We start from the raw sequence: 13,095 nt of genomic DNA, 5'->3' as shown, positions 1-13,095 counted from the left end.
AGTGAAATTGGTAAGAAACGGAAATGTTCGCACGTTTTACCACAGTAGCCGGTGAGCGTGGGGCGGCGGATGCAGAGCGTGATATTCGCGGTTTCGCACTAAAATTTTATACCGAGGAAGGTAACTGGGATATGGTGGGCAACAACACGCCTGTGTTCTTCTTACGTGATCCGCGTAAATTCCCAGATCTTAACAAAGCGGTAAAACGCGATCCACGCACCAATATGCGTTCAGCGACTTACAACTGGGATTTCTGGACATTGTTACCAGAAGCGCTCCATCAAGTAACTATCGTGATGAGCGATCGCGGTATCCCGGCAAGTTATCGTCATATGCACGGCTATGGCTCGCACACTTATAGCTTCATCAATGCGGAAAATGAACGTTTTTGGGTGAAATTCCACTTCCGCACACAGCAAGGCATTAAAAATCTTACCGACGCTGAAGCTGAAGCGATTATCGGTAAAGATCGCGAAAGCCACCAACGTGATTTATATGAAGCCATTGAACGTGGTGATTTCCCGAAATGGACGATGTTTGTGCAAATTATGCCAGAAAAAGACGCGGAAAAAGCCTTATCACCCTTTCGATCTCACCAAAGTATGGCCGAAAAAAGATTATCCATTAATTGAAGTAGGTGAGTTTGAACTCAATCGCAATCCAGAAAATTTCTTCTTAGATGTAGAACAATCTGCGTTTGCACCAAGCAATTTAGTACCGGGAATTAGCGTATCACCAGACCGTATGCTACAAGCGCGCTTGTTCAACTATGCAGACGCACAGCGTTACCGTTTAGGCGTGAATTATCAGCAAATCCCTGTAAACCGTGCGCGTTGCCCTGTACACAGTAACCACCGCGATGGTCAAGGACGTGTGGACGCAAACTATGGTAGCCTGCCGCATTATGAGCCAAATAGCTTCAGCCAATGGCAAGAGCAGCCGCAATACAAAGAACCACCATTGAAAATCACTGGTGATGCGGATTTCTGGGATTATCGCGAAGATGATGCAGATTACTTCAGCCAACCTCGCGCGTTGTTCCAGCTAATGACTGAAGAACAAAAGCAAGTGCTTTTTGAAAACACCGCACGCGCCTTGGGCGATGCCCCTGATTTCATCAAGCAACGTCATATCGACAACTGCACCAAGTGCGATCCAGCCTATGGTGAAGGCATTAAGAAAGCGTTAGGTTGGGCATAGTCCTACAATAAAAGCACCTTGTTTTATTGCCCACTAAAAGTTGAATTAAATAATTTAACACAAGGGGGGAGATTAACTAGGTGCTTTTTATTTTCTTGTATCGAATCTCTTCAATAAAATGATTTTTTTATCGTAGGAAAGGTTAATGAAACTGATATTTTCCACGATAATAAACAGGCATTTTTTACTTAATATAAAAAGAATTAATCCGTTGCTTAATATTTTCTTCAAAGAGAAAAATTTACAAAAATTCAACCGCACTTATTTTTTTCGTATAAAAATAAGTGCGGTTGAAAATCATTGAATTTTTGTGGGCTACAGAAAATTCTATTTCTAAATATCCACTACAGGCTTAGTTTTCCGTCCAGCGTTTAAAAATAAGCGACGTATTCACTCCGCCAAAGGCGAAGTTATTATTCATCACATAATCTGTGTGAATTTCTCTTGCGGCGTGGCGGATATAATCTAACTCACCACAACGTGGATCGATATTGTCTAGGTTAAGCGTTGGGGCAAACCAGTTATCTCGCATCATTTCAATGGAGAACCAAGATTCTAATGCACCGCACGCACCGAGTGTGTGTCCAAGATAGCTTTTTTGAGAACTAAGCGGTACGTTACCAAATAAAGCGGCGGTGGCAAGGGTTTCTGCAATATCACCTTGTTCTGTGGCGGTGCCGTGTCCATTTACATAGCCAATTTGCTCAGGACGTAAGCCTGCGTCTTTTAAAGCCAATTCCATACAGCGTTGCATCGTTTCTTTTTGCGGACGCGTGATATGGCTACCATCGCTATTTGCGCCATAGCCTACGACTTCCGCTAAGATTGTTGCATTACGCGCTTTCGCGTGTTCAAGTTCTTCTAAGACTAAGATCCCAGCGCCCTCACCAATCACTAAGCCATCACGATCCTGATCATAAGGGCGCGGTGTTTGCTGCGGTTGGTCATTACGACGACTTGCGGCGTAAAGGGAATCAAACACATAAACTTGTGAAGGGCAGAATTCTTCACCGCCTCCAGCTAACATCATTGGGATCATTCCATATTTGATCGCCTCATAGGCATAACCAATGCCTTGGCTGCCTGATGAGCAGGCGCTGGAGGTGGGAATAATGCGTCCGCTTAAGCCAAAGAAAATGCCGATATTTGCCGCTGTGGTATGGGGCATCATTCGCACATAAGTATTGGCACTGCTGGTGTTCGGATAGCCTGCCATCATTAAGCCAAGATCTTGAATATCTTTAGTGCTACCTGATGATGAACCACTTGCTACCCCCATATTGCCATTGAGTACACAAGGATCCAGTTCGCCATTTTGCAATAAACCGGCATTTGTTAGCGCCATTTCAGCAGCATCAACACAAAGCCGAGCCACTTTCCCCATACTGCGTAACTGCTTACGATTCCAATGGCTTGGCGGTGTGTAGTTGTTGATCGGTGCGCCAAGACGAGATTCAATTTCTCCGTCTAACCTGCCCCAATCCATAGTTTGCACCGCATTTTTTTGTTTTGCGAAGGCTTGCTTAATGCTCGCCCAATCACGCCCAAATGCGGTAATACCGCCAACACCTGTTACCACAACTCGTTTCATCATTTGTTCCTTAGCATAATCCGCCATTTACGGCGATCACTTGGCGAGTAATATAGCCTGCTTTTTCATTCATTAAGAAATCTACTGCGTGTGCCACTTCTTCAGGTTCACCCATTCTTGCAGCGGGAATGGCTTTGAGAATCTCTTCAACAGGCACATTTTCGTCTAAAATTTCTGTATTAATTAACCCTGGAGCAACGCAATTTACCGTGATTTTACGTTTTGCTAATTCCACAGCAAGGGCTTTGGCAGCGCCAATAATCCCTGCTTTTGAGGCACTGTAATTCACTTGTCCACGATTTCCAATTAAGCCAGACACGGATGTGATACACACAATTCGCCCTGCTTTTCGGCGGCGGATCATCGGCATCATAATGGGGTGAAGAACATTGTAAAAGCCATCTAAATTAGTACGTAACACAATATCCCAATCTTCATCGGTTAATGCAGGAAAGGCATTATCTCGGGTTAATCCTGCATTGAGCACCACGCCATAGTAAGCCCCAAATTGCTCAACATCAGCCAGTAATTTTTGGGCGGTGTCATCACGATCACTCACATCAAATTGCAAAATGCGTACATGTTGTCCCATTGCTCGAATTTGTTCTGCCACTGCTTGTGCTTCTGCCACTCGACTACGGCAGTGCAATACAATATCAAAGCCTGATTGCGCCAGCTGTAACGCAATGGCTTTGCCAATACCCCGGCTAGAGCCTGTAATTAATACGCTATTTGTCATACTCTTTTCTCTTTTGGTGGACGCAATACATTCAGCGTCCCTTCAATAATCAGTTCATTCGTATTTTTATTTCGCAGTTGGCAATCAAATACGCCAAAGCCAGTGTCATCTTCAAGAGAGCGCTGAATGCGAATTTCTAATGTGCTGCCAACAGGAATATTTTGCTGATAAATATGTAATTTTCTTGTACCAAGCCAATAACCTAGCCCAATAGGCTGACCTGCTCGAACACATTTACAACCCGCCCAAGCCGCAATGCCCTGAGCCATAATTTCAGCCCCTACAAAACTTGCTAGTTTGCCATTTTTTAGCAAAATATGCTCCGCACTTACCTGCGCTTGCGCAATGAGAAAATCTTCTCCAAATTCATCAATTTGTTGTAATAACACCATTTCACCGCTATGTGGCAAAAGTGGTGCAATATGGGTAATCGGGCAGGTTAAATCAAACATCACTTTCTCCCAAAATGATCACCGTATTATTGCCGCCAAAAGCAAAGGAGCTGCTTGCACCAATGCGTTTTCTATGCGTCCAACGGCTGTTATCGTCTGTAATCGCAACTTTTGGTAAGGCAGGATCGGGCTCGCCGTCCCATAATTGTGGAGGCAATTTCCCCTCGGGATTGAAATCAGAATGAATCATTCCCCACAAAATCGCGGCTTCTACTGCGCCGGCAGCGCCTAATGTATGCCCTGTGTAAGGTTTTGTTGTGGTGCAAGGGGTATTTTCACCAAACACATTATGCACTGCTAAAATTTCCATTTGATCGTTATGGATTGTGCCTGTGCCGTGCAAATTGATCCAACCGATTTCATCTGCCACAAGCTGGCTATTTGCTAAAGCGGCACGAAATGCCGCAATCGCTCCCTCCCCCTCGGGGTGTGGGGAAGACATATGATACGCATCACTACTCGCGCCATAACCTAATAATTCCACCGATTGCCCTAAAGGTTGTTTGGACAGCACAAACATTGCTGCGCCCTCGCCAATATTAATCCCTTTACGATTTGCTGAAAGCGGATTCGTTTGGCGATCAGATAACACAGACAAGGATTGAAAGCCCTTAATGGTTAAAGGCGATAAGGTATCCACACCGCCACAAATCACCGCATCACATAGATTATTTTTCAATAATCGTGCCGCACTCATTAAGGCTCTTGCCCCAGACGTGCAAGCGGTGGAAATGCCATAACATAAGCCATTCAAACCATATTGCCACGCGACAAAATCTGCGGGTGCTGAAAAATATTGTTGTTGCTGTTTAAAAGGAACTTTCGACCAATCTTGATGTTCCGCTGCTTGCTTAAATACTTCAATGTTTTCATCTACGCCTGTGGTGGATGTCCCCACCACCACCGCAATGCGATGTTTGCCGAACGTCTGAATGGCTTGCTCAATCTGCGTTTCTAGCTGGGCTAAACAATGCCACAAAAGTTGATTATTACGGCTACGATGTTCGGCAGGAACAGTATCTTGAAAAGGGCGAAGTGGCACATTCACCGCACCATACATTCGAGCATTGTCTGACAGCCCATTTTCGCTAAATGGCGTATCACACAAACTTAATGTAGAAGGTGCGCCTAATAATAAGGTTGAAATATGGGCTGCCAGCCCCTCGCCTAAACTACTTACCACCGCAGGTTGCGATAAATACAATTTACTCACATTATTCCTTAATTTAGTAACGTTACACGCCAGTGGCTGTGGTCGGTTAAATCAATTTTCCACGCAGGGAATTGCCCTTCAATCGACCACACTGGTTTGTGATTAATAAAATAAACTCGTTGTTTACCTTGCATTTCCACTGCGCTAAATGGAAAAAGCGGAGCGTCTGGATATAACGCCGTTGCGATCGCAGAAAATAACCACTTCGCTTGTGGATTTGGCATTACAAAACCATCATTTTGCCAGCCTTGCGGCGTTAAAATCGCCCGTGCTAAGGGCGCACCAAGGGGATCGGTTTGCACCCAACGCCATTGTTTAGGCTGATATTGTAAGGCAAGTAAACTTTGTTGCTGTGAGAGATTTTGCTCATCTTGCCGTTCAATTTTAAATAATTGGCTCGCTGGCGTATTCGCTGGAAAATCTTGCGGTTGCGGCAAATTCTGACAGCCCATCAAACCACATAGCACAACAGCAATAAACCCAGCTCGCCATTGATTCATTCTTTTTATCATCATATTAAGTGCGGTTGTTTTTTTTGATTTTTTCGATTGTAGCATATTTCTTTTTATTTCAATTCACAGAAAAACGAGAACCTGATGCTATGCACCAACGAATTTGGAAAAACACGCAAAAATCCCACCGCACTTTAATTTTCTATCTATTTTTATTTCTCATTACTCTTGGCTTGCCGCACCACAAATCTCAGCTAACGCAGCAAGGCGCTGTTTTGATTTCGCCACAAATGGATTGGCACTATCCCACGCATAGCCAGCTAAGATAGAAGAAATCATACGGCGAATTTCAGGCTGTGGATCTTTGGCATACACCACATCTTGGAACGAACCATCATACCAGCCATTTACATAAGTGCGGAAGGTATCAACGCCAAGCATTAATGGCTCGGCAAATTCTTTTTGCCAATCAACGCTCTCGCCTTTTAATTGACGCACGATTAACGGCGCGGCAAGATGCGCGGAATGCAACGCAATGGTTACCCCTGATGAAAATACGGGATCTAAAAACTCCGCCGCATTACCCAATAAAGCAAAGCCTTTGCCGTGCAAGGTTTTTACATTCGCAGAATAGCCCTGAATATGGCGATAAGGGAAGTCGTTTTCCCACACTGCATTTTTTAATATCCGTTTTAACATAGGGCATTCTAACGCAAATTGTTTCAGCACCTGTTCATCATCACCATCAAGGGTTTCTGGCAAACCAACCACGCCAATTGAGCAACGATTATCGGCAAATGGAATTAACCATAGCCATACATCACGATGCTCTGGGTGAGTGGTAATAAGAATTTTGTTTCGATCAAACTCAGGATCATCAATATTGTCATCAATATGGGTGAAGCGAGCCACACGAGCAGGCAAGTGCGAAGGTAACTCCAAATCTAATAAGCGTGGTAATACGCGCCCGTAACCACTTGCATCAAGAACAAATTTCGCGTTCAAATTGTAGCTTTCGCCTTTATCATTACGCACCTGTAATTGCACACCATTGTCTTGAGATTCAAAAGCTAACACTTCATTGCCAAAACGCACATCAACGCCACGCTTTGCTACTTCATCAATTAAAATTTTATCGAAAATTCCCCGTCTAACTTGAAAGGTTGTGCCAGCGCCAGCGGTAAATTTGTCAGTAAAATCAAAATAAGTATAGCGATTGCCCCAAGTGAACGCTGCGCCATTTTTAAATTGGAAACTCGGTTCGCGGTTTACTGCGTCCACCAACTCTGCTTCACGCAAAATTTCCATACAATAAGGCAGTAGGCTCTCACCAATCACAAAGCGTGGGAAATATTGTTTCTCTAACACGCATACAGACAACCCTTGCTTTGCTAACAATGCCGCAGTCACTGAACCTGAAGGCCCTGCACCAATAATTGCAATATCACATTGACTCATTTTTTCTCCCTAAAAAGTTTAGTTATTATTTACGATACATTATAAACGCAATCCCCACTGCACAGATCACGCCGATACTCACGCTTAGTCCAAACAACGCCACCGCTGGCGTGCTGCTTAACGTGAGCAAACCGAAAGAAATCAGCGTGGTACTGGCCGCGAGTAAAATGGCGAATTGCTTATGCGCAGTCAATGCCGACACCGCTTGCAAATACGCCACATAATCCACTGCAATGGCGGAAACTAATAACATTCCAAATATCGCAAACAAACTGATTGGCAAGCCAAGCCAGCCGAAAATCCCCAAGGTGGCAAGCACCGCACAAACTGGCACAAATAACATTTTGCCACTGGTTTTCGCCCCGAAATAACGCCATAACAACAATCCCGCCAACGCGAAAGAAAGCAGTTTCAACCACGCTGCTTGATTACGGGTTTGTTGGAAAGATTCGTTTAAGTGGCTACGCTTGTCTTGCCAGAAAATATCTTGATCATTCGCAAGTTGCGATAAGGCTTGGTGAACTCCACCATTAACTGGAACAATCGCTGTGCGTTGTCCGTTTATTTGCCCTAAATACAAACTTTGCCACCCTTGCCCTAAGGGATTTTTTAGTGCAGCTTGTAAGGATACCGCAGGTTGGGTTATCAATGCGTTAAGCTGTTGTTGCACAATTTCAGAAGTAATACCCATTGCGGTGAGCGGTGCGAAATCCTGTTCAGATAAATTCTGTAATTGTTGGGCAAAATTATGCTGCTGCTTTTCGCTCATTAACCATTGGCTCAAAGATTGATAACTGTCTAGCTGCTGTTGCTGCTTGGCTTGTTTTAATCGAATATCAAGTGCGGTCAATTTTAGTAATTTTTCATCATTTTCTGCTAGCACTAAAAAATATTGCCCACTTAACTGCATTCCGGTTAATTCACCAATTCTTTGTGCTTGGCTGACTAAGTTGGGCGACAATGCCACCCATTGGCGAATATCATCTTGCCACTTAGATTGCGTAATTCCGCCTGCCACAAAAAGAATGAGCATAGCGATCAAGGCTTTTCGGTAAACAAAAAACTTTTGCAAAAAGCACCGCACTTTGTAAAAGGCATATAACAAATTTGTTGGGCGTTTAGTTTGATAATGGCGGAAAAAATAAGGCAATAAAAGTTGTGTACACAACACCGCTGCCAATAGTGCCGCCGCTGAAAATAGCGCAGTTTGCTGTAACACGGGTAAGGTGGTGAACCCCAGCAAACCATAGCCAAGCAAGGTGACTAATAAACTCACACTAAAGGTTAGGCGTAATTTTTTTGCATTGCAGGCTGCGCTTGCCAACGGCGAGAAAGCAATGAGCCAGATAGCCAATGTAGCGGAAAGTCAATCAACACACCGATTAAGCTCGTACCGATGACCAGGGTTAAAATATGCACTTGTCCAAACCAAGCAAGGGTTACCACTAAGCCGACCAACACTCCAGCCGAAATGGGAAAAAATAGCCATAACACGCGTAACGAGCGAAATACCATCAGCAATAAGATTAAAGTCAGCCCAATGCCAAAACCGCTCATTAATTGGCTTTCTCGTTCCGCCCCTTGTTTGGCTTGCAGCGCAAATAAACTTGCGCCAGTGATCGCCATTTCCGCCCCCTGTTCTTGCACAAGGTGCTGATTTTGCGCAATCAGTTGCTGCAATGCCAAAGGTGGAGTAAGCCAGTTTTTTGGGGCTAATTCGCCTTGCAATAATACCCAAGTTTTTCCTTGCTCATTGACTGTTAATGCGCCACTTTCTGCCTGCCATTGCACATTGCTTTGTGACTGTGCTTGCGCGAGTGTAAATCGTCCGAAGCCAAGCCAATCTTGATCTAAGGGCAATAAACTTTGTGCCGCGAAAGGATTACTAATTTGCTCGGCATATTGCTGAAAATATTGATGGGGCTGTTGAATTAATTGTGTACGAATATCCACAGGCAAGGTGGCGAAAGCAAGGGCTTTTACGCCTTCACGAAGCTGATTAAGATCGGGTTGAAATTCACTCGCCACTTGGCTGAACAATCCGCTCTCACGCCAGCGCTGTGCGATTTGTTGCGAAAGTTGCAATGCTTGGTGAGCTTGCGGTGAGCCGACAAGGGCAATAATTTTTCGGTTAAGTTGTTGTTCCTGTTGTTTATCCACTTGCTGTTGCACCGCTTGCCATTGTTGATCCTTAGGGAGCAGTGCTTGTAAATCCGTTTGTAGCCAATTCCCACGCCAAATAAACACCGCCAGCACAGCCACACAAAACACCAAGCTTATTACATAAGCAAGGCGAACCGATGTAGAAAAAAGTGCGGTGGAAAATTTTGCTGTTTTTATTGGCAAGTGCGACATTTTGGCTCCACTTTTTATTCTAGTGCTTGCTTCACCGCAGGTGGTAAGGGTTGATTAAGCTGAATGTGCTGAAAGTGAATTTTGGTGCTATCACCTTGGACTTCATTCAGTTGCATTGCGGTAACGCTTTGATTTCCCTGCACAATAATTGACGTAAAGATCTGTTTCATTAAGAGTGAACTGGGCGTAAGGTGCAATGTCCATTGTTTTGCATCGCCACTTAATGCCACGTCAAAATGGCTTTTTAGTCCTGACAAATCGCCCGACAACAACCCTAAAAACAAGCGAATTTGTTGCGATTGTGCCATATTTCCGTTGGAAATCCAGTGTTGCCCATTCCATTGCTCAATGCCTTGTGGCGTGATGCGTAATTCCGTGTTAAACGGCTGTTGCATTTTCCACAGCAATCCCTTTTCTGCCACTAAGGCGAATTGCCCGCTGCTTTCAATCGGTTGGGGTAATGCTTTGAGAAAGCGTTGCTGCACAAAATCCCCTTGCACATTATGGCTTTGTTGAAGTTGTTTGATCAGATCTTGCTCAGAGAATGCCCAAAGGGGTAAGCTGATTACCCCTAGCAATAACACCAAATATTTTTTCATTTCAGTTTTTCCTTTGCCTTATGCTAACGGTTGAAAGTCTTTGTAGGCTTCAAAGGCTTTACGCCAATTTTCCGTTGCCTCTAATTGCATTTCGCCTGTTTGGGCGTCCACCACCACTTGTGTGGTGCTGGCGACCGTGAGTTTTTTACCCGTTGCTAAATCGGTAATCACATAATCAATACGCAGGCAGGTATCATATTCCACCACGGAAAGGGTTACGCGGATTTTTTGACGAAAAAGTGCAGGGCGAACGTATTTCACATTCAGTTGCACAATGGGCCAACCATAGCCGTCAGCACGAATATCATCATAAGTGTAGCCAATGTCTTCTAGCAATGCACAACGTGCCATTTCAAAATATTTAATGTAATGCCCGTGCCACATAATATGCGCAGAATCCACATCAAAAAAGGGAATTTCATAATCAGATTGATGTTGGCAATAAACGTGTTTTTTCGCTTTCATTCTTTGTTATCGTTCCAAAAATCGTAAAATTAAACCATTGTAATGGCTGCTCACGGCAGGCTTGCGCCAATACATCAGCATATTGCTGCATTGCCTGTTGAATATGTTGCTGACGCACTTCACCACGTCCTGAGATAGCAGGGCTGAAACGGCGCAATTTTAATTGATAACGCCCTTGCGATTTCACACAAAACACCGTATTAAGCGGTGCTTTGAGCAATGTCGAAAGCAGCCAAGCGCCTTGCGGAAAATCTGCTAGCCTGCCGAGAAAATTAACTTTTTGTGTTTTATCGCCACGCACAGGAATGCGATCTGCTGCAATGGCAATCCATTCGCCACGTTCTATACGTTGGTGCAATTCAAACATCTTTTGTGCATCTAAATCCGTTACCTGAATGACAGGAAGGGCTTTTGCCCCCGCTTTTTCTAAGGCTTCATTGAAAGCCTCTGCGTGGTGGCTATGTACTAACACGTTCAGCACAAAATTAGGATGATGTCCGCTATCAACTAGCGCGCGACAAATTTCAATGTTGCCAAAATGGGAGCATAATAAAATTTGTCCACGGCTTTGATGATCAATGTCGTGATAAAGATTATCCGCATCATCAATATGCAAATCGTGATAGTTAATTTTATTTTGCCACACTGCAAAGCGATCCGTGATTGCTTCGCCAAAAGTTAAAAATTGACGAAAAACCGCCCAAGTTGGTAATTTCACTTCTGGAAAGGTTTGACACAAACGTTGCTGATATTCAGCAATATACTGACGCGCTTTCTTTGAAGTGGCAAAAAAATAGCTCACCACCACGAAGGTGGCAATGCGGATCGCCCACAAAGGCAGATATGCCACAATCAATCGGGTGAGATTGAGAAAGAATCTTGTACCACGCTCTTGTTGCTTTGCCCAATGTTTTTCTTGTTGGCTCATAACGGTTTGCCTCGTATCATTCGCCATACCATTTGCCAAAAAAGTTTGGTGTGCATTTTGCTGATTTTCCAGTTATCCGCAAAAGTTCGGAAATGTGATGTGCCGTTCTTATCATAACGCACGGGGGTATCCACCCATACCATTGGAATTTGATACCAATGTGCTTTGACAATAATTTCAATGTCAAAATCCATTCGATCGCCAATTTTTTCCTGTTTCAACAAATCCATCATTGCCACCACAGGATAAAGCCGAAAACCACACATTCCATCTAAAATATCCCGTGAATGGGTGTGAATGGCATTCCAAAAATCGGTAATCTTTCTACCGTATAAACGGGATTTTGGTGCGTCATCACCATAAATAGGACGTCCACAAATAAGTGCGGTGGGATTTTCCGCACTTTTTTGTAAAAAGATCGCCACATCAGAAAGTTGATGTTGTCCGTCTGCATCAACTTGTACAGCATAGGCAAAACCCTGTTCCCAAGCTAGCTTAAATCCCACTTTCATTGCTGCGCCTTTGCCCCCATTCTGCGGACAAAAATGAACTTGAATACCGTCTTGTTGTGCAAGTTCGTGAAGTGCCACTTTGTGCTCCGCTGTTGAGCCATCATCAATAATCAGCACAGGTAAATTAAGTTGGCGTAGCTGATGTGCCACGGCACCTACGGTGTTGGAATGATTGTAATGAGGAATAAGGGCAATCACTTGTTGATTTATTGGCTGATTATGCATTGGTTAATTCCTCTTGCTGGCGGAGAAAGGCCTGCTCGAAATCTGCTTTTAAAATTTTTGATTGGCTGTTGCGTGGCAGTTTCTCGGTAAAACGCCAAAAACGTGGCAACGCTGCGGCTTCTTGAGTTTGGCTAAGATGCTGGCGAAGTGAATGAATGACCGCATTACGCCCTTGTGTGCGATATAGGTTTAACCCTTTCTCATTTAATGCTACCCAAGCCGCAGGGCGAGCCTGATTAGGGTGCTGCGCAATAAAGCAATCCACCACCCAAGAATGCTGCTGCAAGGCTTGTTCTATATTAACCAGCGAAATGCGTTTATCACCCAGTTTCACTATGCGATCTACACGCCCAAGCAGTAAAAAACGCTCGCCGTGCATTTCCGCTGCGTCTGCCATAATTTCTGGCAGATCAAGCCAAGGGGATTTCACCCAAAGCGTGCCATTTTCTGTTAATCCTACTGTGGTAAATATGGTCGGCGTCCATAATGTTTCTTGCTCACGAAACGCTATTGCCCCTGTTTCAGTGCTACCGTAGCATTCGATCATTCGGCAAGATAAAGTGTCACGAATACGTTGTGCCGTATCCAAAGGTAAAGGCGAACCTGCGGAAACAACAGCACGAATGCCACAACGCGCAAGTTTGGGATCTTTTAAATTAAGGTGAGTCAGCAAGGCAGGGCTGCTTACCCATAATACATTTTCTGCGTGTAAACTTTCGCTCATCAAATATTCGGGATAATGATATTGCAAGCGTGCCAACGGCCAGCCTAAATAGAGCGGTAAGAAAATTCGGTAAGATAAACCGTAATGATGTTGGGCTGATACACTTGATACCACATATAGCGGTGTATTCTCTGAAAATGCGACACTTTGCGCAATAGCTTGAGCCTCTTGCCACATTTTTT

Annotated in this window: 10 protein-coding genes and 3 pseudogenes; 1 reads left to right on the top strand and 12 read right to left on the bottom strand. The window is 44.2% G+C overall.

The features are described 5' to 3' along the window. Positions 1-1,200 (top strand): annotated as a pseudogene (locus C3Z13_RS04725) (catalase); the annotation flags it as partial. Positions 1,201-1,552: 352 nt separating this feature from the next. Here the strand turns inward: C3Z13_RS04725 and C3Z13_RS04720 are convergent. From C3Z13_RS04720 to C3Z13_RS04665, 12 genes and pseudogenes are all read right to left on the bottom strand, one after another. Next, positions 1,553-2,791 (bottom strand): beta-ketoacyl-ACP synthase, encoded by a 1,239-nt coding sequence (locus tag C3Z13_RS04720; RefSeq protein WP_219827886.1) that lies wholly within the window; start codon positions 2,789-2,791, stop codon positions 1,553-1,555. A 10-nt stretch (positions 2,792-2,801) separates the two neighbouring features. After that, positions 2,802-3,530 carry a 3-oxoacyl-ACP reductase FabG gene (gene fabG / locus C3Z13_RS04715; protein WP_103855162.1) on the bottom strand — a complete coding sequence of 243 codons (729 nt, stop codon included), beginning with the start codon at positions 3,528-3,530 and terminating at the stop codon, positions 2,802-2,804. Continuing rightward, positions 3,527-3,982, bottom strand: coding sequence for a hotdog family protein (locus C3Z13_RS04710; RefSeq protein WP_103855161.1), 456 nt, complete (start codon positions 3,980-3,982; stop codon positions 3,527-3,529). Before C3Z13_RS04710 ends, fabG begins: the two co-directional genes overlap by 4 nt. Next, entirely contained in the window at positions 3,975-5,195 is a 1,221-nt protein-coding gene (locus C3Z13_RS04705) for a beta-ketoacyl-ACP synthase (RefSeq protein WP_103855160.1), read from the bottom strand. The genes C3Z13_RS04710 and C3Z13_RS04705 overlap by 8 nt, the downstream gene beginning before the upstream one ends. 8 nt (positions 5,196-5,203) lie before the next feature. After that, complete coding sequence (locus C3Z13_RS04700) at positions 5,204-5,752, bottom strand: DUF3261 domain-containing protein (protein ID WP_245872554.1); 549 nt, start codon at positions 5,750-5,752, stop codon at positions 5,204-5,206. A 117-nt stretch (positions 5,753-5,869) separates the two neighbouring features. After that, complete coding sequence (locus C3Z13_RS04695) at positions 5,870-7,105, bottom strand: NAD(P)/FAD-dependent oxidoreductase (RefSeq protein ID WP_103855159.1); 1,236 nt, start codon at positions 7,103-7,105, stop codon at positions 5,870-5,872. Between the two features lie 25 nt (positions 7,106-7,130). Next, positions 7,131-9,460, bottom strand: a pseudogene (locus C3Z13_RS12990) (MMPL family transporter). Positions 9,461-9,474: 14 nt separating this feature from the next. After that, positions 9,475-10,059 carry a LolA family protein gene (locus C3Z13_RS04685; RefSeq protein ID WP_103855158.1) on the bottom strand — a complete coding sequence of 195 codons (585 nt, stop codon included), beginning with the start codon at positions 10,057-10,059 and terminating at the stop codon, positions 9,475-9,477. A gap of 18 nt (positions 10,060-10,077) precedes the next feature. Then, the gene (locus C3Z13_RS04680; protein ID WP_103855157.1) at positions 10,078-10,524 is read right to left on the bottom strand and encodes an acyl-CoA thioesterase; all 447 of its coding nucleotides are present in this window, start codon (positions 10,522-10,524) and stop codon (positions 10,078-10,080) included. Continuing rightward, a pseudogene (locus C3Z13_RS04675) lies at positions 10,521-11,452 on the bottom strand (LpxL/LpxP family acyltransferase). The gene C3Z13_RS04680 and the pseudogene C3Z13_RS04675 overlap by 4 nt, the downstream one beginning before the upstream one ends. Next, a complete protein-coding gene (locus tag C3Z13_RS04670; protein ID WP_103855155.1) occupies positions 11,449-12,189 on the bottom strand; it encodes a glycosyltransferase family 2 protein in 741 nt (246 codons plus the stop codon). Before C3Z13_RS04670 ends, C3Z13_RS04675 begins: the two are co-directional and overlap by 4 nt. Next, on the bottom strand, positions 12,182-13,095 hold a 914-nt coding region (locus C3Z13_RS04665; protein WP_103855154.1), incomplete at its 5' end, for an AMP-binding protein. The genes C3Z13_RS04670 and C3Z13_RS04665, both read right to left, overlap by 8 nt.

The organism is Avibacterium endocarditidis, from assembly GCF_002921145.1.
Classification (GTDB): Bacteria; Pseudomonadota; Gammaproteobacteria; order Enterobacterales; family Pasteurellaceae; genus Avibacterium; species Avibacterium endocarditidis.
The sequence above is the reverse complement of the archived record's forward strand: the minus strand, read 5'-3'. Positions and strand labels throughout refer to the sequence as shown.